This is a genomic window from Paractinoplanes hotanensis, assembly GCF_023717965.1.
Taxonomy (GTDB): domain Bacteria; phylum Actinomycetota; class Actinomycetes; order Mycobacteriales; family Micromonosporaceae; genus Actinoplanes; species Actinoplanes polyasparticus.
On record NZ_JAMQOL010000046.1, the window covers coordinates 130,483 to 157,311 of the forward strand.

Here is a 26,829-nt window from a genome sequence, read left to right on the forward strand (position 1 = left end):
CGGCTAGCCCGCCACGAAGCTGTCGCGGCACCCCACCCGGCAGAACCAGTAGTCCTGCCCGTCGGCCACAGCGTGCGGAGTGTCGTCGTCGATGAAGACGGTCATGCCGCAGACCGGGTCGATGGCTTGCCGGGGCGGGCCCGCGGAGATCGAGACCACCGCCGGCCCGGGGCTCGAAGACGCTGCGGCAACAACGGTCGAAGGCAAGGCGGCAGCATGATCATCCGCCCCGCGGAGCCCACCCTCCCTGGGGGAGCCCCCGCTGGTCATTATCTCGGGGGCGTGCTTGATCGTGTCGGTGGCCTGTGGATAACCGGGAAGTGTGGACAACCGGATCTCGCGGACCACCTCGGCCAGGATGGACAGCGCGATCTCCTTCGGCGTACGGGCCCCGATGTCGAGCCCCGCGTGCGGGCGCACCCGCGAGCGTTCATCCGGTGTCAGCCCCATGCCGTCGAGAACCACTGCGCCCCGCCTGTGGCTGGCCACGAGCGCCACGTACGGAACCCCGGCGTCCAGCGCCGACCGGATCGCCCGCTCCTCGTCCCGCCCAAGGCCGGCCACCACCACTGCGGTCGCCCCTTCGAAAGAGGCCGCCGACGCGACTTCGAAGTCCAGATACGAAGCCAGATCGCCGACCGCGCGGGAGATCGGCGTGCTGCCCACCACCCCGAGCAGGGGCTTGGGCAGCACCGGCCGCAGAAAGATCTCGATCGCCCCGCCCGAGTGGCACGGGTTGACCACGACCAGCGCCCCCGGCGATTCCGGGAACTCCGCGTTGTCTTCCGGCAGCACGCGCAGCAGCACTGTGTTGCCGTCCTTCAGCGAGTCGAGCGCAGCCGCCCGTACGGAGCTCTCGGCGCACACCCCGCCCACGAACCCCTCGATGGAGCCGTCGTCGAGGATCACCGCGTCGTCGCCGGGCCGCGCCGAGGTGGGTTCCTGGGCGCGGACGACCGTCGCGTGCACGAACGGGCGGCGCGCCTGGGACAGGTCGGCGACGCGTTCAGCAACAGATGACATGAGCACCTCAGATCGGCGGGGTGGCGCGGCCGCGCATGGCGTCCCAGACCCGGGACGGTGTGAGCGGCATGTCGGCGTGGCGCACCCCGTACGGCTTGAGGGCGTCGACCACGGCGTTGACGATGGCCGGCGGTGAGCCCACCGTGGCCGATTCGCCCACGCCCTTGGCCCCGATCGGGTGGTGCGGCGACGGGGTGACCGTGTAGCCGGTCTCCCAGTCGGGCACTTCGAGCGCGGTCGGGATGAGGTAGTCCATGAGGGAGGCGCCGAGGCAGTTGCCGTCCTCATCGAACGAGATCATCTCCATCAGGGCCATGCCGACGCCGTCGGTGAGCCCGCCGTGCACCTGCCCCTCGATGATCATCGGGTTGATCCGGGTGCCGCAGTCGTCGACGGCGATGAAGCGCCGCACCTTGACCTGCGCGGTGCCGGGGTCGATGTCGACGACGCAGATGTACGCGCCGTGCGGGTAGGTCAGGTTGGACGGGTTGTAGCAGATCTGGGCCTCGAGCCCGCCCTCGACGCCCGCGGGCAGGTCGCCGGCGCCGTGGGCGCGCATCGCGATCTGCTGGATGGTGACCGCCTTGGCCGGGTCGCCCTTGACCTGGAACGAGCCCTTCACCCAGTCCAGGTCGGCCACGGTCACCTCGAGCATCGCCGAGGCGATGAGCTGCGCCTTGTCGCGCACCTTGCGGGCGACCAGGGCGGCGGCCGCGCCCGAGACCGGGGTCGAGCGGCTTCCGTACGTGCCCAGGCCGAACGGCGTCTGGTCGGTGTCCCCGTGCACGACCTCGATGTCGGCCGGCGGGATGCCGATCTCCTCCGCCACGATCTGCGCGAACGTCGTCTCGTGGCCCTGCCCCTGCGTCTTCACCGACAGCCGTACGACCGCCTTCCCGGTCGGATGCACCCGGAGCTCGCAGCCGTCGGCCATGCCCAGGCCCAGGATGTCCATGTTCTTGCGCGGCCCGGCCCCGACGGCCTCGGTGAAGAACGAGATGCCGATGCCCATCAGCTCGCCGCGGGCCCGCTTCTCTTCCTGTTCCTTGCGCAGGTCGGCGTAGCCGGCGATGTCCATGGCCTGGCGCATCGTGGGCTCGTAGTTGCCCGAGTCGTAGACCCAGCCGGTCTTCGTCGTGTACGGGAACTGGTCGGGCTGGATGAAGTTCTTCAGGCGCAGCTCGGCCGGGTCCATGTCGAGCTCGGCGGCCAGGCAGTCGACGATGCGCTCGACCAGGTAGACCGCCTCGGTGATGCGGAAGCTGCACGCGTACGCGACGCCGCCCGGCGCCTTGTTGGTGTAGACGGCGGTCATCTTGCAGTAGGCGGCCTCGATGTCGTAGCTGCCGGTGAAGACGCCGAAGAAGCCGGCCGGGTATTTCACCGGCGCCGCCGTGCCGTTGAACGCGCCGTGGTCGGCGAGCACGTTGGTGCGGATGCCCAGGATCTTGCCGTCGCGGGTGGCCGCGATCTCGCCGCGCATGATGTAGTCGCGGGCGAAGCCGGTGCTGATCAGGTTTTCCGAGCGGTCCTCCATCCACTTCACCGGCTTGCCGGTGACGATGGAGCCGACGATCGCGCAGACGTAGCCGGGGTAGATCGGCACCTTGTTGCCGAAGCCGCCGCCGATGTCCGGCGCGATCACCTGGATCTTGTGTTCGGGCAGGCCGGCCACGATGGCGTAGAGCGTGCGGTGCGCGTGCGGGGCCTGGGTGGTCGACCACAGCTTGAGCTTGCCCTCGACCGCGTCGAAGTCGGCGACCGCGCCGCAGGTCTCCATCGGGGCCGGGTGCACGCGCGGGTAGACGATGTCCTGCTGGACGACGACGTCGGCCCGGGCGAAGACGGCCTCGGTCTCGTCGGCGTCGCCGGTCTCCCAGTCGAAGCAGTGGTTGTCGGCCTTGCCCTCGAGGTCGTCGCGGATCAGCGGCGCGTCCGGCGCGAGCGCCTGCCGCACGTCGATGACCGGGTCGAGCACCTCGTACTCGACGTCGATCAGTTCGAGCGCGTCGCGGGCGGCGTACCGGCCCTCGGCGACGACGAACGCGACCTCCTGCCCCTGGAAGCGCACCTTGTCGGTGGCCAGCACGGCCTGCACGTCGTTGGAGAGCGTCGGCATCCAGGCCAGGCCCAGCCCCTTGAGGGTCTCGCCGGTGACCACGGCTTTGACGCCCGGCGCGGCCTCGGCGGCGCTGGTGTCGACGCTCACCACGCGAGCGTGGGCGAACGGCGAGCGCAGGATCGCGAGGTGCAGCATGCCGGGCAGCTGCACGTCGTCGGTGAAGCGGCCGCGACCGCGCAGCAGCCGCGGGTCTTCCTTGCGCAGCATGCGACCGAAGCCGACCGGCTTCTGGTCGTTGTCGTCGAACGTCGACGTCCGCGGTTCCTCGACTGTGGTCATTGCGCCGCCGCCTCCTGCTTCTGCGCCTCGGCCGCCTCGTGCACGGAGGCCCAGCGCACCGACCGGACGATCGTGGAGTAGCCCGTGCACCGGCAGATCTGGCCCGAGATGGCCTCGCGGATCTCGGCGTCGGTCGGGTCGGGATTCTTGTCGAGCAGGGCGCGGCAGGTCATCATCATGCCCGGGGTGCAGAACCCGCACTGCAGGCCGTGGCACTGCATGAAGCCCTCTTGGATCGGGTCGAGCTCGGCCCCTTTGGCCAGGCCTTCGACCGTACGGACGGCGTGCCCGTCGGCCATGGCGGCGAGCACGGTGCACGACTTGACGGGTTCACCGTCGAGCCAGACCACGCACGTGCCGCAGTTGCTCGTGTCGCAGCCCCAGTGCGTGCCGGTCAGGCTCAGCGTGTCGCGCAGGAAGTGCACGAGCAGCAGCCGGCCCTCGATCTCAGCTGTGACCTCGACGTCGTTGACGGTCATCGTGACCTGCATGATTCAGCTCCTCGCCCGGGCCACGGCCGCGCGCAGCGTCCGCCTGGTCAACTCGTCGGCGAGGTGGCGCTTGTAGTCGGCGCTGCCCCGCTGGTCGGTGGCCGGGTCGCAGCTGCGTGCCGCGATCGCGCCGGCCTGCTCGTACAGTTCCTCGGCGGGCTCGCGGCCCCGCAGCGCGGCCGAGACCTCCCGGATGCCGGTGGTGTTGGGCCCGACGGCCGCCAGCCCCACCCGGGCGTCGGCGATCGTGCCGTCGGCGGCCAGCCACACCGCGGCGCCGGCCGAGACCACGGCCCAGTCGCCGGCGCGGCGCTCGACCTTCTCGTACGCGCTGCCGCCACCCGGCCGCAGCGGCAGCCGGATCTCGGTCAGCATCTCGTCGTCGCCGACCGCCGTCTCGTACGGGCCGACGTGGAACTCCTCCATCGTCACGACCCGCTCCGAGCCGCCCGGCCCGCGGATGACGCAGCTCGCGTCGAGCGTCGTGCACACCGCCGACAGGTCTTCCGACGGGTCGGCCTGGCACAGCGAGCCGCCCAGCGTGCCGCGGTTGCGGACGATCGGGTCGGCGATCACGCGCTCGGCGTCGCGGAAGATCGGGAACGCGGCCGCCAGCTCGTCGGACTCGAGCAGCTCGCGGTGACGGGTCAGAGCACCTATGCGTACCTCGTCGCCGGCGAACCGGATGTAGCCCAGCTCGGCGTGCAACGGATTGATGTCGATCAGATAGTCGAAGTTCGCCAGCCGCAGCTTCATCATCGGCAGCAGGCTGTGACCGCCCGCGACCAGACGCGCTGAGCTGCCCAGACGTTCCAGCAGACCGATGGCCTGGTCCACACTGGTGGCACGCTCGTACTCGAACGGAGCCGGCACCTGCACCCTGCACCTCCTGCGATTGCCGAGCATCTTTCCTGAGCGCGATCCAATGTCAACAGCTACCTAAGAGATGCCTTAGGTTGCTCTGCGTGATCGCCTGGGGGTGTTCGGCCGGCCCCGAATCGTCGGCGATCAGCACGAATTGGGTGACGAGGCTCACCGATCGGCCCGCCGGAAATCGCGCCGGTCACTCCCTGCTGATACCGGATGTCCGGAACGACTTCGGACGGGGATTCCGATCTGTGACAACTGTTGCCGCCGGGACGGCTGCGAAAAGGTCAGAATCGCCGACCGCGGCCGATCGTCATCCCGTGCCGCCCCGGGACGCCGAGTCCCGCCCACCTGTGGGCGGCCCGACCTGACATCGACAGGAAACTTCCACGGGCGGGAACGGGGGAACCACATCGCCGGTCCACGGACCGGCTCGGGGTGAAGTCGCGCGAGCGGCGGGCCGCCTTCAGGCCTAATCCGACAGCTAACCTCGCAGGCGGTTGAAGGACCGAGGATCGTCTTGTCTTTCCCCATGACGCTGCGCCGCCTGCTGCTCGTTGCCGCGGCGGCGGTCATCGCCACCACCATGCTCGTCTCCCCCGCGGCCGCCGCGGCAGCACCAACAGCCTCAGCGGTCGTCGCCGCCCGCGGGCTCAAGGTCGTCGCCTTCGCCCGGGCCCAGAGGGGCAAGCCCTACAGGTACGGCGCTCAGGGACCGAGCGCGTTCGACTGTTCCGGGCTCGCCGGTTTCGCGTACGCCAAGGCCGGTAAGAAACTGCCCCGCACGGCGCAGGCCCAGTACCGTGCCGCCCGCAGGATCACCAGCGCGGCGGCCCGCCCGGGCGACCTGGTCTTCTGGGTCTCGGGCAGCCGCGCCTACCACGTGGCCGTCTATGCGGGCGCCGGCCAGGTCTGGCACGCCCCCAAGCCCGGCGACCGCGTCAAGCTGGCCAAGATCTGGAACTGGAAACAGGTCCGCTTCGCCCGCGTCGCCGGCTGACGGGCCGGCCGTCAGAGGCCGTTCTCGTAGGACGTGACGCTCACCGCAGGGCTCCCTTCTGGACCTTGCCCATAGCGTTGCGCGGCAGGGCGTCGAGCAGGCGCACGGACCGCGGGCGCTTGTGGGCGGCCAGGCGGTCGGCGACCCAGGCGATCAGGGCACGCTCGGTGACGCCTTCGGCGACTACGTACGCGGTGATCTGCTCTCCGAGGTCTGGGTGGGGTGTGCCGACGACGGCCGCCTCCCGCACGCTGGGGTGCAGCAGCAGCGCGTCCTCGACCTCGCCGGCGCCGACGCGGTAGCCGCCGGTCTTGATGAGGTCGGTCGAGGCGCGGCCGACGATGCGGTGCCACCCGTCGGCGCCGATCGTCGCGACGTCGCCGGTGACGAACCACCCCTCGGGTCTTTCCCGGCCCAGGTAGCCGTCGAACAGGGTGGCCCCGCGCACCTGCAGGTGGCCGATCGTGTCCGGCTCGTCGAGGGGGTCGCCGGCGTCGCCGACCAGGCGGGTCTCGACGCCGGGGATCGGGAGGCCGACCTGCCCCGGGCGGCGTTCGCCGTCGGCCCGGGCGCTCACCGTGATCAGGGTTTCGGTCATGCCGTAGCGCTCGACCGGCGCCTGGCCGGTCAGGGTGCGGAGCTCGTCGAAGACCGGGGCGGGCAGGGGCGCGCTGCCGGAGACGAGCAGGCGGGCCGAACGCAGGGCGCGAGCCTCGGTGGGGGCGGCGCAGACCCGGGACCAGACGGTGGGGACGCCGAAGTACATCGTGCCGGGCGTGGCCGCGTACGCCTGGGGTGTGGGCCTGCCGGTGTGCGACAGCCGGGAGCCAATCCGCAGCGGGCCGAGCACCCCCAGCACCAGGCCGTGCACGTGGAAGAGCGGGAGGCCGTGCACGAGAGTGTCGCCGGCGGTCCACTGCCAGACCTGCGCGAGGGCGTCGAGGTCGGCGGCGAGGGCGCGGCGCGAGATCACGGCGCCCTTGGGCGGGCCGGTCGTGCCGCTGGTGTAGAGAACCAGGGCGGGCGCGTCGGGATCGGGCTCGTCCGGAACACCGTGATCGGCGCCGGTGGCGTGCGCCTCGATCAGCTCGGCCCCGGAGTCGCCGAGGATGTGGGCCCGCTCCAGCTCGCCGGCGTCGGGCGGCACGGGTACGACGGGCACGCCGGCCAGCAGCGCGGCGGTGATCACGACGACGGTGTCGACGGTGGGCGTGGCCCGCACGGCCACCATGCGGCGGCCGGTGATCTCGGCGGCCAGCGCGGACGCTCGTCCCAGCAGCTCGTGCCGCGAGAGCGCCGACTGCGGGTCGCGTACGGCATCGGCCTGGTCGGCGTCGTCGTGCAGGGCGCCCAGCAGGCGCGTCATCGGGCCTCCCCCAGCTGGGTGACGAGCGGGGCGAGCAGGTCGTTGAGCTCCCGGACGAGCACCGTGACCGTGCGCTCGGCCAGGTCGGGCAGCTCCGGACCGGCGTCCTCGGGGATCCGGGGAAGGTCGGCCAGCGGCAGGGGCGCCTCGGCGGTCAGGGTGGAACGCAGGTGCGGGACGCGGCTGAGCTCCTCGGCCGAGGGCGCGAGAAACTGGCCGAACGTCTCGGGCCACCCCCGCCAGCCCCGGTCCTGCGTCCACGCCCGCGAACCGGTCAGCTCGGCCGGCCACGGCGCGACCAGCTCGGCGGTGACGGTGAGCGAGCCGTCCCAGGTGTTGCGCCGGCAGGTGGCCCGCAGCACGCGGCGATGCAGGCGCACGAAGCCCGGATCAAGGTGCGGCGTGGTGGCCAGCTTCCACGCCACACAGGCGAAGCCGACCGGCGAGATGTCACCCCAGCAGTCGCCGAACTCCTTGGCGTGCACCCAGACGTGCTCGGCGAACCGGCTGCGTCCCAGCCCCGCGTTCTCCCGGTCGTAGTGATGGTCGATCCAGGCGAACGTCAGCGGAGCCATCCGCCCAGCTTAAGGCTGGGGCCGGAGGCCGTCGAAGACTATGGCCAGGACCCGGGATCGCAGGGCGGCGCCGTCGGTGTCCAGCTCGGGGACCCGCGAGACGGCGAGCATCAGCGCGACCAGCTCCGAAACGGTGACGTCGGCACGGATCGCGCCCGCGGCCTGGGCCCGGGACAGCAGCGACCCCAGGGCGCGCGGCAGCTGCTCGCGGGCCGGGGTGAGCGCATCGCGCAGGTTGCTCGCGGCGAAGGCGTCGGCCCACGCCTGTTTGCCCGCGGCCACCTCGGCCACCCGGCTCAGGAAGACCCAGATCGCCTCACCCGCGTCCTCGGCCCCGACCAGTTCCTCGGCCTCCTCGCCGAAGCGTCGCAGCCGTTCGCGGAAGACCGCCTCGATGAGCGCCGCCTTGGTCGGGAAGTGCCGGAAGACGGTGCCGATGCCGACCCCGGCCGCCCGGGCGACCGCTTCCGTGGAGACCGCCGTGCCTCGCGCCACGAACACTTGCTCGGCCGCGGCCAAAACGCGGGACCGATTACGCAACGCATCAGCACGCGGCGCGCGTGCGGTCATGGTTCACACTCCTGTCCGATTTATTGCTTTGGCAGCCGGTTGACCGTTCATCAGCCTAGCGTCCCCTTTGTAACGGAGTGATCACTCCACTTTAGACACTCACGCCATCATCCTAGGAGGCTAGGTATCGTTTGTCGGAGGGTGTGGTTGACGAAACAGATCCACAAACGAACGAGCGCCCGGCCGAAGGGCCGGGCGCTCGTTCGGAGCTGTGTTACCTGAGCTGGCGCTTGTCCACGTCGAGCGACTTCGGCAGCGCGCTGGTGATCTTTCGCATGCCCGCAGGCTACGGAACCCGGGTTGATCGGGACCGGCCAATGGCTTGCGGCATCGCGCGCAGAAGATCAAACCCGGGTGGCGGTGCCCGGCTCGTGCATCCCGGCCAGCGTCTCCACGCCCCCGCCGAACCCGGCCGCGGCCACCGCGGCGATCACTGTGACCGCCCGCAGCGCGTGGAAGCCGCCGCGGCCCAGAGTGGCCGCCTTCAGGTTGTGCGCGACCGCGCGGGGCAGGGTGCGGCGCAGGTAGTCCTGCTCGGCGCCGAGTTTCTGGTCGCGCGGCAGCAGGCCGGCCATCTGCACCTTGCCGCGGCCCTCGGCGTAGCAGCGTCGCAGGAAGAACCGGAACGTCGAACGGTCGAGCGGCACGTCGTGCTCGATGACCGAGTCCGGCACGTACATCCAGTGGCCGCCGGTCTCGGCGCTGATCCGCAGGCAGAGCTCGGTGTCCTCGGGCCGGTTCTGGTCGCCGAGCTTGCCGAAGCCGACCCGGAACCCGCCCACCCGCACGAACGCCTCGCGGCGGATCATCATGCTGGCCGACCACACGTTGCGGATCTCGGCGATCGAGGTGGGCATTCCCGCGTACGAGACCCCGACCGTCCACAGCAACTCGTCCGGCAGCCACGACGGGCGGTGGCGTTCCCAGGCCGGCACGATCAGCCCGCCCGCGCCGACCACGGCCGGGTCGCCGAACGGGGCGGCCAGGTGCTCGAGCCAGGTGGGATGGGCGACGGTGTCGTCGTCGAGAAAGGCGATCAGCTCGGACCGGGCGTGGAAGGCGCCGGTGTTGCGATTGCCCGAGGCGCCCCGCTCGGACTCGTTCTCGAGCACGGTGACCTCGGGGAACTCGGCCTTGACGCGCTCGAACAGGTCCGGGTTGTGATCGACCACGACGATGATCTCGGCCGGCCTCACCCGCTGAGCCTGGGCGGACGCGACCGTACGCCGCAGCGACGCCCACCGGCGCTCGCTGTGCGTAGGGACGACGACGCTGGCTTCGATGCTCTCGGTCATGGGGCGGCGCTCCTGAAGACGTGGCGAAGCGAAGTTGATCAACCTGCGATCGGGACCATACACAGCGAAGCTATGATTTCCGTATGAGTGTGACCGGCAATGATTGACAGTTCCGACACCATTGTTTCGGCCAGGCAACCGCTCCGGGCAATGCCCCCTATTTCGGCGCTTCCCTTAACCCGCAGCTGTGGCGTAAAGCACTCATGTCAGCCGTGTTTCAACAGCTCAGAGTGTATGTAGAGGCGGATTGACGCCGGCCCAGCAGCAACACTTGCCGCGCGGAAAGCGTCACGCGCCCATGGTATCGACGGAGATCATCCGTTCGCCCGATGCCATTTCCGGCGCAACCGTGGACAACGCCGGAACGGCTCAGAAATAGCATCTTTGCGCGAATCACCGGACGCCCGACGGCGGGCGTACGGAAAGTGGTGAATTGACAGCACCCACAGTAATGAAATCGCCGGTCAGCCGGACCGGCGAATCCCGGCGCCCGCGCAGACGCACGCCGGGGAGCGGCCGCCCGGAGGCAGCCGCTCGGCGGGTCGGTTCGGCAGGGTCAGCGCCAGAAGACGGCGACTGCGGCGTTGGCCAGGGTCAGCACGATGATGCCGATGAAGTGGCCCTTGTTGACGGCCTCGCGCTTGCGCGGGATGAAGACCATGATGAAGATCAGGATGGCCAGCAGGAGCTTGACGCCCAGCTTGATCGGGCTGGGTTCGTCGTCGCCACCGCCGCGCAGGGGGGCTGCCAGGGCCAGGCCGGACAGCAGCTGGATCACCGAGCCCCACAGCACGGCCGGGTTGATCCGGAACTTGCCGGTGAGGAACTGGGCGATCGCGCCGCCGAGCAGCAGCGCGAAGCCGACCAGGTGAATGAAGAGCAGGATCAGCCGGAGTGCTTCCACGCCAGGAAGCTTGCCAAAGCCGCGGCGACGCCCGTCACTCGGGGCCCGAGATCACCGGCAAGGTGAACAGGCCGCGCAGCAGCAGTCCGGGGCGCCAGGTCAGATCGGACGGCGGGACGGCCAGGCGCAGGGTGGGAACGCGCCCGAGCAGGGCGGCGAAGGCGATCTGGGCCTCGAGGCGGGCCAGCGGGGCGCCCAGGCAGTAGTGGATGCCGTGACCGAAGGCCAGGTGCGGGTTCTGGGCCCGGTCGAGGCGCACCTCGCCGGGGTCGGGGAAGCGGGACTCGTCGCGGTTGGCCGACAGCAGGCCGATCACCACCGGGGCGTATGCGGGGATCTGCCGGCCGCCCAGGGTGACGGGCTCGGTGGTGATGCGGAACGTGGCGGTCTCGACCGGGGACTCGTACCGCAGGAACTCTTCGACCGCGGTGGGCAGCAGGCCGGGGTCGGCGCGCAGGCGCTCCCAGCGGTCGCGGTCGGTGAGCAGCAAGGCGGCGCCGTTGCCGATCAGGTTGACGGTCGTCTCGTGGCCGGCGATGAGCAGCAGGAAGACCATCGACATCAGCTCGTCCTCGTCGAGCCTGTCCTCGCTGTCACGCACCTCGATCAGGCCGGACAGCAGGTCGTCGCCGGGGTGGGCGCGGCGCGCGGCCAGCAGGCCGCGGATGTAGGCGACCATCGCCTGCGCGGCGCCGGGGAACTCGGCCTGGTAGGCCACGCCGCCGACGATGATGTTGGACCAGCGGCGGAAGGAGTCGCGGTCCTCGGCCGGGATGCCGAGCAGCTCGCAGATCACCTGGATCGGCAGCGGGAAGGCGAACGCGTCGATCAGGTCGAACGGCTCGCCCGGGCCGGGGAAGGCGTCGAGCAGCGACGTCGTGATCTCGGTGATCCGGGGGCGCAGGGCCTCGATGCGGCGGGCCGTGAAGGCGGCCGAGACGAGGCGGCGCAGGCGGGTGTGGTCGGGCGGGTCGACGGCCAGCATGTGGCGGGACAGGGCCCGCTGGATCGCGTCCGACGGGTGGCCCTCGTCGCGGCCCCGCTTCGAGAACCGCGGGTCGGTCAGCGCCTGCCGGGCGTCGTCGTAGCGGGTAACCAACCAGACGACGGCGCCGCCGGCGATCCGGACCTCCCGCACTGGGCCCTCGTGCCGCCACTGCGCATAGAAAGGATGCGGGTCGGCGTGGAACCGCGGGTCGGCCAGATTGTCCCGGACGCTCTGCGACATGCCTGCATCTCCCCCGTCGTCAATGGACATCTACGACAGTACGCCCCGGTATGCCGTGCCAGGCGAGCAGATTTTCGGCCTCGGCGACGATCGGATCGACGTCCACCGGGTGGAACATGGTGGCCCGCAGGGTGTCGCCGGTGATGGCCCACTTCCCGGCCACCCGGCCGTCGACCAGCACGAACCGCGCGCCCTCGACGCTGAGCCCGCGGTACGCGTTGTCGATGATCCGGCTGCGGTCGTCGAAGCCGAGCACCACGTTGTCGAAGGCGGGCAGGAAGCGGGGCGGCACCGGCTGATCCGGATCGGGCAGCGGCCCGTCGAGCACGTCGAGCAGCTCGCGGCCCCGGACGTCGCGGAAGCTGCGCAGTCGCGGCCGCAGTCGCTTGATCGATTCCCGCAGGCCGCTCAGCCCCGACCAGGCCCGGATGTCGGACGACGACGCCGGCCCGAACGCCCGCAGATACCGCAGCACCAGCTCGTCGGCGAGGCAGGCCGGGGGCACCGGGCGGCCCAGCCACGTCTCGATGGTCGTGTTGCGGGCGGGCGCCGACTGACCCCAGACCCCGCGCGGCGGCACCTGCACCAGCGGCACGTACGAGCTGAGCGCGTCCCCGAGCACCCGGGCCGGCACCGACGGCCACCGCCCGCCGACGGCCCGGCCCACCTCGGGCAGCGTGCTCGGCGTCCGCTCGAAGTGGGGTTGCCCGGCCGCCGCCAACTCGGCCAGGTCGACGCCTTCGAGGTCGCGGCGCAGCACAGCCCGGACGCGCGCCTCGAGCATCGGCTGGTGCAGCCCCCGCAACTCCAGGCAGTCGTCCGCCGTGACCAGGTGGATCGTGCGCCGCATGAGCAGGGTGCGTACGACCTGGCGGCTCTCGAGCAGCTCGACCAGCTCGTCCGGCCGGAACCCGTCGAGACGGCTCCACAGGCCCACGTACGGCTCGTGCGGTTCCTGTGCCTGCAGCCCGACGAGGTGCCGGACGACGTCGACCGCCGGCGCGGTGTGCCGGCGGTCGAGCATCTGGCGGGCGAGCAGGGCCCGGTTGAGCGCACGGTTGTCGAGCACGTCCATGCCAGGAAACTAGTCGTCGAACCCTTCGTCGGCGCGCTCCCGTCGCGGATGGGACTCGGCGCGGCGGGCCACCGGTCCCTCTTCGGCGGCCAGGCCCTCGTACGTGCCCCGCGCTTTCTCGTACGGCTGGTTCGCGCGAATCGCTGCGTGACGCCCGTCGCGACTCCGACGGCGTCCCCGTGGGCGAGGACGACGTCGAAGCGGACAAGCGCAACTCGGGCGCCTGACCCCGGTCAGGCCACGGTTGCCGCCGCCGCGGCCAGGGCGTCGAGAGTGGACCGGTCCGGCTGATCGAGCACGGCCTGTGACTCGTCGACCAGGCCGGTCAGGCGGGCGACCTCGGCCTCGGTCAGATCCCGGGCCACCTCGGACGCGGCCACGTTGGCCCGCAGATGACCGGGGTTGCCGGTGCCGGGGATGACGACCATCGCCGGCGAGCGGCGCAGCAGCCAGGCCAGGGCGACCTGGGCCGGGGACACACCCAGGCGCTGCGCGGGACCGGTCAGTTCCGCGTAATCGGCGAGCCGCCCGGAAGCCAGCGGGTAGTACGGCACGAACATGATGTCCTGCGCCTCGCAGTCGGCGAGCACCTGCACGCCGCTGCGGTCGAGGAGGTTGAAACGGTTCTGCACGGCCGCGATCGGCGTCAGCTTCTGCGCCCGGGCCAGCATCTGCGGTGACGCGCCGGACAGCCCGATGCGCCGGATCAGGCCCTGCTCCCGCAGCTCGACGAGCGCCCCGAGCGAGTCCTCGAGCGGAACGCCACTCGCCATACCGCGATAGTCGCCGTCGAGCCGCAGGTAGGTGAGCTCGCTTACCTCGACCCCCAGGTCTTCGAGCGCCTCGTGCACCTGCCGGCGAACCGTGTCCGGGTGGTCGGTGACGAGCCACTCGCCGTTCGGCCCCCGGCCCGCGCCGACCTTGTTGCCGACGATCACGCCCTCCTTGGGCAGCGCCTGCCCGATCAACTGATTCACCGTCCGCGGCCCGTACGCGTTGGCGGTGTCGAAAAACGTCACACCCAGCTCGACAGCCAAGCGCAGCACGCCCCGCGCCGCCTCGGGGTCCGCCGGCAGGCCCAGCACGTTCGGGCCGGCCAGTTGCATGGCGCCGTATCCCACTCGGTTCATGGTCTTCTCCTTGGCCGTATCACTGCCACGCCAAAATGCGTGGCAGTGCTCCGTTCCAGTGATACGCCAAATGCCGTAGCATTGCAACATGACCGATGCGAAGACCCGGGCGATCCTCGAGGTGGCGGGCGAGATCCTGGAGCGGGAAGGCGCCCAGGCGGTTTCGACCCGCTCGGTCGCCGCGGCCGCCGGCATCCGCGCCGCCTCGCTCTATCAGCTCTTCGGCGACAAGGACGGCCTCCTCGCCGCGCTGGCCGTCCACGCGTTCGACCTCTACCTGTCCGAGAAACACACGCTCGAGCCGACCGACGACCCGGTCGCGGACATGCGCCGGGGCTGGGACATGCACGTCGACTTCGGCCTCCGGCACCCCGCCCTCTACCTCTTGATGTTCGGCACCGACCGGCCCGGCCGCCGCCCACCCGCCGCCGCCGAGGCCGACCGGCTCCTGCTCACCTTCCTCGACCGCGTCGCCGCCGTGGGCCGGCTCCGCGTCCCGCCCGCGGTCGCCGCGTCCCTCGCCACCGCCGCGATCATCGGCGTGACGCTGACCCTGATCGGACTGCCCGCCGACGGCCGCGACCCGGCGCTGTCCGCCCGGATGCGCGACACCTTGATCGACTCGCTCGTCACCGATCCGGCCCCGGCTGCGGACGCCGGTCTGGCGTCGCGCGCCCTTGCCCTCGACGCCGCCGTCGCCACCGCGGGCACGCTCCCCCTGCGCCCCACCGAGACCGCCCTGCTGCGCGACTGGCTCGACCGCCTGGCCCGCTGAGCCGTCTGCGGGACTCGCGTCAGTTCACGACGGCCAGGGGCGCGGTCGGTGGTATCGAGCCGCCGACCGCGGCCGGGCCCGGGAGCGGCGGGTCGAGGCGGGCGTTCATCGGCGGGTCTCCAGCACGTGGAAGCCCCAGGCGAGCAGGCCGACGACCAGTCCACCGGCCGCCAGGTCGTCGCCGTCGCGGTCGAAGACGCGGCCGTCGAGCAGGTCGGTCAGGCGCCACTGCTCGCCGGCGGTGGGCCAGGGCAGCCGTACGCGGGTCCAGATCGGCTCCTGACTGAAGTTGATCACCACCAGGTGGCGGGTGGCGCTGCCCTCCCAGGTCCAGGCGAGCACGTCCGGGGTGTCGAGCAGCCGCCACTGCCCCGCGTCCCGGAGGACGACGAGGCGGTCGTAGAAGTCGCGCAGCCCCTCGTCGACCGGCTCGTCCGGGAAGCGGCCCAGGAACACGGGCAGCTTGACCCGGCGGCCCTCGAACTGACCGTCATGCCAGAGCGTCGAGCCGGGCAGGGTGGCGAGGGCGACCGCGGCGGCCCGTCCGCGCGGGCCGGGCAGGGCGGTGGCGGCGCGCGGCTCGTCGTGGTTCTCGATGAAGCGCAGGAGCTTGTTCTGATAGTCGAGTCCGGCGCGCAGGTGACCGCGCACGGCGTCGGCGTCCCCGTGGACCAGCCGGTCGTACAGGCGCTTGTCGTAACAGAGGTCGAAGCCCTGCTGCTGAAGCTCCCACTCGGTGTCCCAGTACGCCTCGGCGATGAACAGCAGCTCGTCTTTCAGCTCGGCGATGATCGCCGGCCAGAACTCCTCGGCGGGTCGCGGGCCGGCGCGGTCACCCCAGGTGCCGGCGAAGATGTCGTTGAAGACGAGCATGGCCATGTCGCAGCGCACGCCGTCGCACTGGGCGGCGACGTCGCGCAGGGTGCTCAGGGTGGCCGCGCGCAGGTCCGGGTGGAAGGCGTTGAGCTGGGCGACGTCGGGCCAGGGCGGGAAGTACGGGTCGCGGCCGCGGGCGATGACGCGGTCGCCGGCGGCGAACCAGCTTCCGGGGTCCCTCGCCAGGTCTTCGGGGCTGCCGTTGATGAACCAGTCGGGATGCTCGGTGACCGCCGGATGGTCGGGGGCCACGTGGTTGGGGACGTAGTCGAGGATGAGCTTGAGCCCCCGCCGCGCGAGCTCGCTTCGGGCCGCGGCCAATCCGTCGCGGCCGCCCAAGTGTTGATCAACTTCGTATCGGCGTACGCAATAGGGCGACCCGACGATGTCCCGGTCGGACAGATCGGGCAGGGCGGCGTGGAACTCCCGCTGCAAGGCCTCGTTGCTCCGGGCGATGCCGAGGCCGGCCGGGCTGCGTTCCCAGACGCCCATGAGCCAGACCGCATCGAAGCCGATCAGCTCGTCCCAGACCGCGCCCGGCACGTCGGCCAGGCTCCCCACGCCCAGACCGGCGAGCCAGGGCCACGTGTTGATCTCGTAGACCGACGTCATGGGCCGAATCCTGCCCGATAGGCGGCGACCGCGTCGTCCAGGCTCGGATAGAAGTGCGCGGGATCGATGGTGCGGGTCAGCTCGTACCGGTCGATCTTCTCCTTGACCGGGTGCTTCAGCTCGGCGAAGACCAGGGAGATGCCCTTGGCGTTGAGCTCCTCGTCCAGTTCCTCCAGCATGTCGGCGGCGGTGGTGTCGACGTCGGTGATCGGCTCGGCCGCGATGACGATCCAGCGCGGCTCCTGCTGCGCGAGGCGGCGGACCTCCTCCCGGAAGGTGCGCGCGTTGGCGAAGATGAGCGGCGCGTCGAACCGGAAGATGATGAGGCCGTCCATCCGCACGCCGTCCGGGTACTGGTGGAGGTCGTGGTAGCCGTCGACGCCGTCGGGCTTCGCGAGCACCGTGCGGTACGGCCACCACGCCCGGCGGAAGACGTTGAGCACGGACAGCGCGACCGCGACGGCGATCCCCGGCAGCACGCCGAGCACGGCGACCCCGACGAAGGCCGACGCGGCCAGCGCGAACTCGACGCGGCGCTGCCTCCACAGCCGCACCATGCCGTCGATGTCGAGCAACCCGATCGAGGCCGCGATGACCACGGCCGCCAGCATGGGTTGCGGCATGTCCCTGAGCAGGCCCGGGACGAGCAGCAGCATGAGCGTGATGGCCGCCGCGCCCACCAGCCCGGTGACCTGCGACTTGGCTCCGGCCGCGGCAGCCACCGCGGTGCGCGAGGCGCTCGTGCTGACCGGGAAACCCTGGAACAGCCCGGCCGCGAGGTTGGCCGCCCCGATGCCGGCCATCTCCTGGTTGCCGTGCACCTCACGCCCGGCCCGGGCCGCGAACGTCGAGGCCGTCGAGATGGTGTCGGTGACCGACACCAGCGTGATCCCGACCGCCGCCGCGGCCAGCATGCCCAGCTCCTGCAGGCTGACCAGGGGAATCGTGAACGGCGGAAACCCCTGCGGCAGCGGCCCCACCACGTCGACGTCGTCGAGCCCGAGCATCGTGACCGCCGCGATGGCCCCCACCACGGCCACCAGGACGCCCGGCGCCCGGGGCAGGAACCGCTGCAGCACCAGAATGACGGCGAGCCCGCCCGCGCCGATCGCCACCGCCGCCGGCACGGTTTCGTCCAGCCCGGTGACAAAGCCCTTGATGTCGGCGAACAGCCCCTCGCCCTCGACGGAGAAGCCGAAGAGCTTGGGCAGCTGCCCGAAGAAGATCGTGACGGCCAGCCCGTTGATGTAGCCGAGCTGAGTCGGATGCGACAACAGGTCGGCCACGAATCCCAGCTGGGCGACGGCCGCCACCGTCATGAACAGCCCCACCAGCAGCGCCAGCACCGAGGCAAGCGCGACGGCCCGGCCCGGATCGCCGTCGGCCAGCACGATCGGCACGACCACGGCCGCGATCATCGGCCCCAGCGCCGAGTCGGGGCCCAGCACCAACACCCGGGAAGGTCCGAAGATCGCGTACGCCACCAGGCAGAGAATCGACGTGTAGAGCCCCGTGATGGCCGGCAGCCCCGCCAGTTCCGCGTACGCCATGCCCTGCGGCACGAGCAGCGCGGTGAGCACGAGCCCGGCCACCAGGTCCCGCGGCAACCACCGGGCCTCGTAGGTCGCAGCAGCCCGCACCCCGGGAACCCACTGCGAGCCGCGCACGCTGTCACCGTAGTGGCTGCGCGGCCCGAACGCCCGATCGCCGGCATGAACCTGCTGGTCAGGGGTGCTGCGGGCGCCGGGTTGCCGGGTCCTCCGGTTCGCCGGGAGGGCCGACCACTACAGTTTCATCATGGACCAGCTGCCCGCCCTCGTTCGGCTTCCTTATGTGACAGGCGGACCTATCAAGGTCGGCACAGTAATCAAACAGGAAGACGACCTATACACCGTCAAATGGGATGACACCGGCGCTGAGCAGGAAGTTCACCTCGGCGACTACGAGAAGGTCACCGTCCGGGAGTCGCTCGAATTCCAGTCGCTGACGGATCCGGACGGCCTGCGAGCCGCCTTCGAACAGGATCCGCCCGCCGTGGCCCTGCGCTTCCTGCAGGAGTCGGCCGCGACCATGACCGGGAAAGAGCTGAAGCTGGCGCTGACCGGCTTCGGGATCGACGACGCCCGTTTCCGGGGCGCCTGGACGTCGATCCGCAAGCAGCTCATGACCGATCCGAGGCTGGTCGTCGCCGGGACAGGAGCCGGCACCACGTTCGCCTGGCGTGACGCCGGATCGTCGGACTGATCAGTCCCGGATCAGCAGCTCAGCCTCTCGCAGCGTGCTGGCGGCGAAGTCCGCCAGCTCCTCGCCGCCCTGGTAGTCGTCGGTGAGGACGTGCCGGGCCGTGGCCCAGCCGGCCGTCGCCCGCAGGCCGGGTCGCCGGGACTCGCGCGAGAGGAACTGCCGCAGATCCTTGCCGACCTGGTCGCCGCGGCTCGAGGAGAGCTCGGCGGCCCGGTCGGCCACGGCCCGGAAGTTCCGGGGGACGACGATCATGGCGTCACCCGGCGGGAAGGTGACGTCCTCGAAGTCGACGCCGTCGAACTCGGGGTAGGTCACGTCGGCCGAGGTGAAGGCCACCCGCCGCAGCACCGCGCTGTCGTGGGCCCGTCCGAGGAAGCGCGTCTCGGTCAGCGCGCCGGTGAACGACGAGTCCTCGATCGTGCAACCGGCGAACTCGGCCTTGGGCAGCGCCGGGAACGTGCACCCCGCGAAGTGGGTGCGCTCGGCCGAGAAGTACTTCATCTTCGCGCCGGTCAGATCGATCGACTGCCACGTGGTGCGAGCGAGCAGAGTTTCCGTCAGCGTCGCCCGCACCATCGAGCACTGCGTGATCGATCCGTCCGTGAACACCGCCCGGGCGAGGTCGGCCCCGTCGAAGCGGCAACCGCTGAACCGGACGTCCTCGAGGTGGGCGTGAGCCAGCGTGGCGTACCGGAAATCCACGCCGGTGATCGTGGCGGCCTGCGAGTCGAGGCCGCCGGCCGGGAAACCCCGGAGGTCGAGCAGGCCGTCCGCGACGGGTAGTTCGAGGTCGCGCAGGGAGCTGCCGTCGGCCAGCCGCCGGAGGACCTCCGTGCGGAGACTCCCGGTACGCCAGCGGTCGATCAGCTCCCTGCGCGCCACGTCATGACCCCTATCGTGTGGGCAGGTGGATGCCCCGGCCGAACAACTTCGTGTATTTGCTGTGCGAGTTCCAGTCACCGTCGGTGGTCATGTCCCACCATACGTTTCGGTCCGGTGCGTGGAAGTCGGGGCATTCCTGACCCCGGCCGCAGATGTGCAGGATCTTGTTGAGCTTCGGGTCCTGCGCGACCCTCTTCTTGACGGCCTCGTCGATCACGTCGCCGCGGAACATCTCGTAGAACGCGGTCCCCCTCGCGCGGCCGTCCCGCGCGCCGATGCGCTTGACCGCGCCCTGCTGGCCCGGGCTCAGGCCGATCACGCCCGTCTCGAAATCGTTGACGACCGCGTCGACGTGCTCCTGCAGGCGCTCCGTGATGGCCTGGGTCGTCATGCAGTTGTGCACGAGGACCCGGTTGTCGCCGGCCGCCACGTAGTACGTGTGGGTGCTGTCGACGGTGAGGTTGTAGACGGTGGTCCGGGCCGTGTGGTCGTGCGTGGTCTTGACCGTGACCGTGCGCCGGCCGCTGTCCCGGAGCCTGTCCCCGGGCTTCAGGTCGTCGGCGATGATCCAGCCCTTGCCGGGGCTGTAGAACTTGTGACCCGCGGTCGCGGTGATCTTGGAAGGTCCGCCGCCCCCGGCGCCCACCAACGTCAGCTCGACCAGGCTCTTGTCACCGCTTCCGGTGATCGAGGCGACGACCTGCTGCGGCTTGCTGAGGCCGGTCCTGGCGTCGGTGGCCTTCACCGTGTCGCCGGGCTGCACCTTCTCGATCGGCTTGCTGGTGCCGTCGGCCAGCAGGACGAGCGTACCGGCGACGAACGAGTTGGACAGCCGCTTGCCGGCGCCCTTGGCTACCTTGCAACTCTCCTCGGTGGAGGACTTGGCCTTGTTCCTGACCTTGTTGGCGGCGCTCTTCGCGGTGGCCTTGGCCTTGCCGCCGATGTCCTTGGCCGCCTTGACCGTGTTCTCGACCTGTTTGGCGGCGCCGGACTTCACCGCCGTCACCGGGGCGTCGACCATCTTCTTGATCCGTTGCGGGATCGAGGTCAGCGCCTTGCGGGCGGCCTTGAGGTTGCTGTAGGCGTCGATCAGGCGGCGACCCACGCCGACGGCCTTGATGGCCACCTTCGCGGCCTTGAACATCTTGCCCCAGGGCACGGCCTGCAGCGCGGTGGAGATGCAGGCGACGATGTCACCCTCGGTGATGCACGCCTTGGCGTCGTTGAAGCCGACCAGGTCGAGGATGAGATTGACGATCTCGTCGCCGATCTGCTTGACGAAGCCGTCGGCCTCGTCGACCAGCTTCTTGGCGTTGAGCCACTCCGGGTTGTCGACCTCGACCATGCCTCCGTCGGGCACGGTCGCGTCGGTGGTGGCGGCGCCCGCGTCGGGGTTGTTCATCCGGTGCTCGGCCGCGGTGACGCTGCCGTAGAACACCCCGCCGCTGTCCGGGTCCTCGCCGGTCGGGTCGGTCTGCACGGTCGGGCGGGCGTTGGTGTACGAGTACGTGGACACCGACGGGTCGGACTGCGGCTGGGCCACCGGGTCGGTGGAGTCGAAGCGGCCCGTGCCCGGGTCGTAGTTGCGGGCGCCCATCGAGTAGCGGTCGCCCTGGGTCACATCCTGGTAGGCGCCGGTGTACTGCAGCGGGTTGACCGGCGCGTCGTCGGTCAGCTTCGAGCTCTCGGTGACACCGAAGGCGTCGTAGTCGTACGACCATTGCGGGGTTCCGTCGGAGGACACCACCCCGGACACACCGCCGAGCCAGTCGTGCAGGTACGAGTGCGCGGCCGCTCCGGCCATGAGCCCGAGCGCCTGACCGCCGGGGTTGTAGAGGTAGCTGCGCTGTTGCGTGGCGCCACCGCTGGTCTGCGACTCCGCGGCCAGCACGGCACGCGGGCCGTTGGTGTCCCACGACCACTTCTGGACGATCTGCTCGGCGCCGGCGCCGGTGACCGCCTGGATCCGGTTGCCGACCGCGTCGAACGTGTAGTCGGTGACCTTGCCGTTGACGGTGGCCGAGGTCATCCGGTGGTCGAGGGAGTAGGTGAACTGGTCGGAGCCGACCCGTGTCTGGTTGCCCTCCTCGTCGTACGCGAAGGTCCGCAGACTGGTCCGCGAGCCGGCGGTCGCCTCGGCGACGAGCTGGTTGGCGGCGTCGTAGGTGTATTTGGTGAGCGTGTTGTCGCCCGGCGCGGCCACCTTCTTGGTGGTGCGGTTGCCGACCAGGTCGTACGTGTAGTCGGTCCGCGAGGCGCTGGAGCCGGAGCAGGCCTGCGCCCCGAAGCACTCGGCGGTCAGCCGGTCGGCCTCGTCGTAGGTGTAGGCGGTCGCCTCGGTGCTGGTCGGCTGGCCCGGCTCCCCCTTGGTCTCGGTGATCCGGGTCGGGTTGCCCACCTTGTCGAGCACCAGGTCGAAGGCGGAGAGCGTGGTGTCGCCCTTGGTGGCCTCGATGCCCGTCATGCGGCCGGCCCGGTCGTACTCGCGGTTCTCGACGACGCCGGTGGATGCCGGGTAGGTGGTCTTGATCAGGTTGTCGGCGACGTCGTACCCGAACTCGTAGCGCGAGCTCGTGCCGCCCTTGCTGCTGGTCAGCGCCGTGACCCGGTCGCCGTCGTCGTAGTCGGCGGCGATCCTGGTGCCGTCCGGGTAGCTGCGGTTGATGATGCGGTCCTCGGCGTCGTACGCGTAACCGAAGACCTGGTCCCCGCGGGCCACCTCGGTGAGCCGTTCGGTCTTGTCGTACTCATACGACTGCACCCCGGTCGGGTCGGCCGCCGCGGTGAGCTTGTTCTTGGCGTCGTAGCCGTACGTGTAGAGGGTGCCCTTCTCGCCGAGCTTCTTGCTGGTCAGCCGGCCCACGTTGTCGTAGCCGTAGAAGATCGTGCCGTCCGGGTCGGGCCGGCTCGGCAGCAACCGCGCGGTGCGCTCCTGGACCAGCTGCGAGTTGGCGTCGTAGACCAGCTCCCGCCGGCGACCGAGCTGGTCGGTGGTCGCCTCGGTGCGCCCGGCCCGGTCGTACTCGATGTAGGTCGAGCGCAGCAACGGGTCGGTGCGCCGGATCTCCTGGCCGTTCGCGTTGTACTGGAAGGTCGTCGACAGGATCGTGGCGTCCGGCCCGGTGACCGAGGTGAGCCAGTCGTTGTCGTTGTACCCGTACCTCGTGGTGTGGTTGTTGGCGTCGGTCACCGCGGTCACGCGGTCGTTGGCGTCGAAGGACTGCTTGGTGATGTTGCCGAGCGGGTCGGTCACCGAGATCTGGTTGCCGGCCTGGTCGTAGCCGTACTTCGTGGTGTAGTCGGCCGCGTTGTTGCCCTCGGCGTTGCCGCGCGGCTCGGTGATCTCGGTGGGCCGGCCGTCGTCGTCGTACTTCCAGGTGACCACGCCGCCGGTCGGGGTGGTCTGCCGGGTCGGGTTGCCCACCTCGTCGTACTCGATGCCGGCGTTGCCGCCGCCGCCCGAGGAGGCGCTTCCGGTACGCCGGTTGGCCCCGTCGAACGTGCTCGTCAGCGACTCACCGTTCTCGTCGGTCATGCCGACGACGTTGCCGTTGTTGTCGTAGCGCACCGCCGTGCTGTTGCCGAGCTGGTCGACCTGCTCGTTCGGCCGGTCCAGCGAGTCGAACGCGGTGTCCACCTTGACGCGGGTCGCGTCCGAGCCGTAGGGCCGGTCGGCCTGCACCAGGTTGCCGTTGAAGTCGTAGTGGAACGTGCTGGTGAACAGCGCCTTCTGGGCCGCGTCGGCGTTGCCCTTGGGCGCGACCTCGGTCGCCACCCGGCCGTTGGGGTCGTAGGTCCAGCTCGTGGTGAGGTTGAGCCCGCCCGGGTCGAGCGTCATCGACTTGCGCCGGCCGGCCGGGGTGTACTCGGTGGCGCTGACGTTGCCGACCGGGTCCTTGGTGAGGACCGGGCGGCCCGACTTGTCGTACGTGTAGATCGTGTTGCCGGCCAGCGGATCGGTCTCCACGGCGAGCTGACCGAGCTCGTCGAACGTCCAGCGGTGCGGCAGCGACTTGCCCGGCTCGCGCATCTCGACGACCTGGTTCTCGGCGTCGTACTCGTACCGGGTCCGGAACGTATCCGGGTCGGCGCCGGAAACCGTGCCACGCGGGTCGACGACCGAGCTCATCCGGCCCGTCCGGTCGTACGTCATGACGGTCTTGCGACCGGTCGGGGTGGTCTCGGAAGTGCGGTTGCCGTCGGCGTCGTACGTGTAGACGGTGGCCTTGTCGCGCGGGTCGGTGCGCTTGACCACTTGACCCTTGCTGTCGTACTCGTACTTGTAGCCGGTCTTCTGCTCCGGGTTGCGCTGGCTGGTGAGCTCGTTGAAGTCGTTGTAGGTGTAGACCCACTTCTGGCCGCGGCCGTCGGTGTAGGTGGTCTGGTTGCCGCGGTCGTCGAAGTCGCTGGTCTGCGTGAACGAGAAGGGCTCGGGCGCCGTACGCGTCCGGGGGTTGCCGTTCTCGTCGAACGCCGTCTCCTCCTGGTTACCCTTCGGGTCGACCACGAGACTCTTCTGCAGCTTGCCGTCGTAGCGCGTGTTGACCACGTCGTTGTTGGCATTGCGGCTGAACAGCAACACGTTGTCGCGGTAGCCGTCCACCACCACGACGCCGTCCGGGTCGGTGGTGGTGGCCCGCTGCTGACCGGCGTCCCAGGCGAAGGTGGTGACCCCGCCCAGCGCGTCGGTCTGCTTCGCCACCCGGCCGGTCGCGTCGTACTCGTTGAGCAGCTGACGATTGCCGCGCGGGTCGTGCACCGTGGTCAGCCGCCCCGCGGCGTCGTAGCCGTAGCTGGTCACGCTGCGGCGGGCGTCCTGCGTCTTGAGCAGCCGCCCGTCCTGGTAGTCGAACTGCGCGCTGCGCCCGTCGGGCATCGTCACCTTCGTGACCAGGCCCAGGTCGGCCCGCACCTCGAACTTGACGACGCGCCCGCTCGGGTCGGTGACGCGGTCGAGGTTCCCATTCGCGGTGTAGGCGAGTGTTACGCCGTCGCCGCGAGGGTTCTTGACCGAAGTCAGCTTGCCGGTGGCGTCGAAGCGCAGCACCCGCCGGTCCGGAGGCGTCAGCTCCCATCCGGTGTCGAGCTTGACCAGCTTTGCGCGTACGCCGGCAGGTGCTTCGTATGTGCCGTCGGCGCCGCCGGTGTAGACCACCTCGGCCCCGTCCTCGGCCCGCACCCGCGCCGCCCCGCCGTCGGCGGACACGATGCGCACGTCGTATGACGAGCTCCAGCCCGGCCCGAACAGCCCCTTGGCTGTGTTCCCGGAGGAGTAGTAGCGGGCCAGCCGGAACGGAATGCCGAACGACGGCATGGCGAAGTCCTGCTCGACCCGGTTGTACGCCCCGGTGCCCGTGTTGACCATCTGCCCGCGGAAGGCCTGCGCCCGCACGGTTGTGCCCAGCACGGTGGCGCAGCCACAGCCGACCGCCTGGCCGGCCGGAACCGATGGCGGCGTCTCCACCTTGCGCGGCCGCGCCGGCTGCGACTCCGGACTGCTCAGCTCACCCTCGGCCGTGGCCACGGTGACGGTGACCGTGTAGGTGCGGGCGGGATCCAGGACCCAGCCCTCGGCCGCGCCGAAGCTGCGGCAGTAGGTCGCCGGGAACGAGCAGATGTTCAGATCGGCCTGGCCCAGGTCGACCGACCGCTGCTCGGCGCCCGACTGGACGTCGCGGACGGTGGCCCACCAGCGGTCGGTGGGCCCGATCTCGGCGTTGAAGTAGACGACCAGCGAGGTATCGCCGAGCAGGTAGCCGGGCCGCACGATGGGCTGGCTGGGCGGCGCCAGCTCGGCGTTGAGGCGCAGGGTCTTGACGGTGGCCTCGCGCCGATCGGCCTTGGCTGTGGCGGCGACCTTCTTGGGCTTGCCCGCGGCCTCGGTGGCCGGCGGGACGGGCTCCGCTGCCTGCCCCGGGGGCAACCCGTGGTTCTTGACGGCGGAGGCCGGGAGCCCCCGGTCGACCGGACCGGCCCCGGCCGGAGCAACTGGTTGCCCCTCGGCAGCGGAAGCAGCGGACGGTGGCGGCACGGCCAGCATGGCCGCCGTGAGAATAGGAATCAGTAAATAGCACAGCCTGAGACGCTGCGGCACACGCATGGCATTCCCCCGTGGAAGCGATGGCAGTCCGCCTCACACTTCCGCCATTGATACATTTGAATCAATGGATCGAACAGCCCCTCCTCTCCCCCGAACGCCCTAGGTAGAGGATGCATCCCGGCCGGGTCATTCCCACACCAGCTCCCACCACTGCCAGTCCTCCGGTGCCGGCTTCCAGGCCGGGTCGGGCCGCCATCCCGCGGGCGGCGCCCAGCCTTCCGGCGGCGTCGGCCACCCCGGCGGCACCGCGAAGCGCACGCCCGTGGGCCGCGGCGGGATGGGACCGTGCTCGTGGCGCTCCTCGACTGCGGCCGCGGGCGCGGACGCGACGGCGGCCTCCGGTGCGGTCGCGGGCGCGACGCCGAGCCAGCTGTCGGGCAGCTCGTGAGCCCGGACGACGTAGAGGACTACCTCGGCCTTGATGCGATTGCCTTTGACGATCGCACGGACGGCGGTAGTCAAACCCTGCGCCGCGAGATGCTGGACCGCAGGGAGCAACTCGCCGCTCATTTTCGGGGTCAGCTGACCCACCCGGATCCCGTCGAGCCGCACCTCGACCAGCGAGTGCGTGGCGCGGGCGCTCCGCTCCACGATCTCGTGCAGGGTGGCGTGAACCCAGCACTCCCCCTCGGGCCGCAGATACGGCGTCAGCTCGGGAAGATGCTTGTTCTCCCCCGTGACCTGAATGGCGTGCCCCGACGGCAGCAACCGATGCCCCTCGGACGGCGGCAGGTTGGCCGGCACAATCATGTGCGGATCGGCCAGATCAAGCCGCACCGACCCGCGGAAGGTCGCACCCCGACCGTCGTTGTCGTCCCACTCGGCGCCCCACACCCGAGCGTTCACCTGCGGCGCCCACCCACCGGTCAGCAACACCACGAGAACCGGGTAGTAGCGCACCGCGTCCCCGCGGGTCAGATAGCCGACCTGGTTGCCGTCGACCCACACCCCGATGGCATGCCGGTCGTGCGGGTTCCCCGATTCGGGCATCAACACGGCCGGCCGCGTCAGCTCACTGCCCTGCGCCTTGAAGTCCTGCCCGAACAGAGACCGGATGGCGGGACCGTAGTGCGACTCCCCCACGATGTTCGCGTGCGGGTAGCCACGCTGCCCCCACAACTCGAACGCAACAGCCATCGGCAGACCGTAGGGCCCCACGTTCCGCAACGCAGTGGTCACTTCGGACGGTCCCGCCCACCGATCATCCGAGGTTAGTTGACGCCCATCATCAGCGGTCCCGCCACGTCGGCCGTGATCTGCCGACGACGGGGATGCCGATGTGCCATCTGCTCGGGCGGTTGATTCACCGGCCACACTAAAGACTCACGGCTGCGGCTGGTGAGGCCCTTCAGCTCGCTGACGGCATCGCATTTGAGTTGTGGGGCAGCTCCCGCCGTCGAGGAAGGCCGCAAGCA

20 protein-coding genes and 1 riboswitch are annotated in these 26,829 nt (G+C 70.5%); of the genes, 3 read left to right on the forward strand and 17 right to left on the reverse strand.

The annotated features are described in order from the left end of the window. Positions 1-3 precede the first annotated feature (3 nt). Genes LXN57_RS31695 through LXN57_RS31710 form a run of 4 tightly spaced genes read right to left on the reverse strand, consistent with a single transcriptional unit; the run spans position 4 to position 4,794 of the window. Positions 4-1,023 carry an XdhC family protein gene (locus tag LXN57_RS31695; RefSeq protein WP_251801853.1) on the reverse strand — a complete coding sequence of 340 codons (1,020 nt, stop codon included), beginning with the start codon at positions 1,021-1,023 and terminating at the stop codon, positions 4-6. Positions 1,024-1,030: 7 nt separating this feature from the next. Beyond that, positions 1,031-3,424, reverse strand: a complete 2,394-nt coding sequence (locus LXN57_RS31700; RefSeq protein ID WP_251801854.1) for an aerobic carbon-monoxide dehydrogenase large subunit — start codon at positions 3,422-3,424, stop codon at positions 1,031-1,033. Further along, a complete protein-coding gene (locus LXN57_RS31705) occupies positions 3,421-3,915 on the reverse strand; it encodes a (2Fe-2S)-binding protein (protein WP_251801855.1) in 495 nt (164 codons plus the stop codon). Before LXN57_RS31705 ends, LXN57_RS31700 begins: the two co-directional genes overlap by 4 nt. Before the next feature lie 3 nt (positions 3,916-3,918). Continuing rightward, entirely contained in the window at positions 3,919-4,794 is an 876-nt protein-coding gene (locus tag LXN57_RS31710; protein ID WP_251801856.1) for an FAD binding domain-containing protein, read from the reverse strand. A 364-nt stretch (positions 4,795-5,158) separates the two neighbouring features. Beyond that, positions 5,159-5,290, forward strand: a riboswitch (cyclic di-AMP (ydaO/yuaA leader). 24 nt (positions 5,291-5,314) lie between these two features. On the opposite strand from LXN57_RS31710, the gene LXN57_RS31715 reads away from it, so the two are divergent. Then, positions 5,315-5,782: a C40 family peptidase gene (locus tag LXN57_RS31715; protein WP_251801857.1), complete on the forward strand. Its 468-nt coding sequence runs from the start codon at positions 5,315-5,317 to the stop codon at positions 5,780-5,782. A gap of 40 nt (positions 5,783-5,822) precedes the next feature. Here LXN57_RS31715 and LXN57_RS31720 read toward each other — a convergent pair whose 3' ends face one another. The 8 genes from LXN57_RS31720 to LXN57_RS31755 form a co-directional block, all read right to left on the reverse strand. Further along, positions 5,823-7,148 carry an AMP-binding protein gene (locus LXN57_RS31720; protein ID WP_251801858.1) on the reverse strand — a complete coding sequence of 442 codons (1,326 nt, stop codon included), beginning with the start codon at positions 7,146-7,148 and terminating at the stop codon, positions 5,823-5,825. After that, positions 7,145-7,723, reverse strand: coding sequence for a hypothetical protein (locus LXN57_RS31725; RefSeq protein WP_251801859.1), 579 nt, complete (start codon positions 7,721-7,723; stop codon positions 7,145-7,147). The genes LXN57_RS31720 and LXN57_RS31725 overlap by 4 nt, the downstream gene beginning before the upstream one ends. Before the next feature lie 9 nt (positions 7,724-7,732). Continuing rightward, positions 7,733-8,293: a TetR/AcrR family transcriptional regulator gene (locus LXN57_RS31730; RefSeq protein ID WP_251801860.1), complete on the reverse strand. Its 561-nt coding sequence runs from the start codon at positions 8,291-8,293 to the stop codon at positions 7,733-7,735. Positions 8,294-8,637: 344 nt separating this feature from the next. Further along, positions 8,638-9,588 carry a glycosyltransferase family 2 protein gene (locus LXN57_RS31735; RefSeq protein ID WP_251801861.1) on the reverse strand — a complete coding sequence of 317 codons (951 nt, stop codon included), beginning with the start codon at positions 9,586-9,588 and terminating at the stop codon, positions 8,638-8,640. Positions 9,589-10,144: 556 nt separating this feature from the next. Then, positions 10,145-10,492 carry a hypothetical protein gene (locus LXN57_RS31740; protein ID WP_251801862.1) on the reverse strand — a complete coding sequence of 116 codons (348 nt, stop codon included), beginning with the start codon at positions 10,490-10,492 and terminating at the stop codon, positions 10,145-10,147. Between the two features lie 34 nt (positions 10,493-10,526). After that, positions 10,527-11,720 carry a cytochrome P450 family protein gene (locus LXN57_RS31745; protein WP_251801863.1) on the reverse strand — a complete coding sequence of 398 codons (1,194 nt, stop codon included), beginning with the start codon at positions 11,718-11,720 and terminating at the stop codon, positions 10,527-10,529. A 19-nt stretch (positions 11,721-11,739) separates the two neighbouring features. Then, complete coding sequence (locus tag LXN57_RS31750) at positions 11,740-12,795, reverse strand: winged helix DNA-binding domain-containing protein (RefSeq protein WP_251801864.1); 1,056 nt, start codon at positions 12,793-12,795, stop codon at positions 11,740-11,742. A 233-nt stretch (positions 12,796-13,028) separates the two neighbouring features. After that, positions 13,029-13,925, reverse strand: coding sequence for an aldo/keto reductase (locus LXN57_RS31755; RefSeq protein ID WP_251801865.1), 897 nt, complete (start codon positions 13,923-13,925; stop codon positions 13,029-13,031). Between the two features lie 88 nt (positions 13,926-14,013). Here LXN57_RS31755 and LXN57_RS31760 point away from each other — a divergent pair, with 88 nt between their 5' ends. Then, entirely contained in the window at positions 14,014-14,700 is a 687-nt protein-coding gene (locus tag LXN57_RS31760; RefSeq protein ID WP_251801866.1) for a TetR/AcrR family transcriptional regulator, read from the forward strand. Between the two features lie 105 nt (positions 14,701-14,805). Here the strand turns inward: LXN57_RS31760 and LXN57_RS31765 are convergent, their stop codons facing one another. Together LXN57_RS31765 and LXN57_RS31770 are read right to left on the reverse strand one after the other, a co-directional pair. Then, a complete protein-coding gene (locus LXN57_RS31765; RefSeq protein WP_251801867.1) occupies positions 14,806-16,188 on the reverse strand; it encodes an alpha-amylase family protein in 1,383 nt (460 codons plus the stop codon). Continuing rightward, the gene (locus tag LXN57_RS31770; protein ID WP_251801868.1) at positions 16,185-17,855 is read right to left on the reverse strand and encodes a SulP family inorganic anion transporter; all 1,671 of its coding nucleotides are present in this window, start codon (positions 17,853-17,855) and stop codon (positions 16,185-16,187) included. The genes LXN57_RS31765 and LXN57_RS31770 overlap by 4 nt, the downstream gene beginning before the upstream one ends. Positions 17,856-17,985: 130 nt before the next feature. Between LXN57_RS31770 and LXN57_RS31775 the strand changes: the two genes are divergently transcribed. After that, entirely contained in the window at positions 17,986-18,432 is a 447-nt protein-coding gene (locus LXN57_RS31775; RefSeq protein ID WP_251801869.1) for a hypothetical protein, read from the forward strand. Here LXN57_RS31775 and LXN57_RS31780 read toward each other — a convergent pair whose 3' ends face one another. The 3 genes from LXN57_RS31780 to LXN57_RS31790 all read right to left on the reverse strand — a co-directional run bounded on the left by LXN57_RS31780 (position 18,433) and on the right by LXN57_RS31790 (position 26,551). Further along, positions 18,433-19,314, reverse strand: coding sequence for a pentapeptide repeat-containing protein (locus LXN57_RS31780; RefSeq protein ID WP_251801870.1), 882 nt, complete (start codon positions 19,312-19,314; stop codon positions 18,433-18,435). It lies immediately after the preceding gene. Between the two features lie 10 nt (positions 19,315-19,324). Beyond that, entirely contained in the window at positions 19,325-25,414 is a 6,090-nt protein-coding gene (locus LXN57_RS31785; RefSeq protein ID WP_251801871.1) for a polymorphic toxin-type HINT domain-containing protein, read from the reverse strand. A gap of 126 nt (positions 25,415-25,540) precedes the next feature. Further along, the gene (locus LXN57_RS31790) at positions 25,541-26,551 is read right to left on the reverse strand and encodes a hypothetical protein (protein WP_251801872.1); all 1,011 of its coding nucleotides are present in this window, start codon (positions 26,549-26,551) and stop codon (positions 25,541-25,543) included. Between the last annotated feature and the right edge of the window lie 278 nt (positions 26,552-26,829).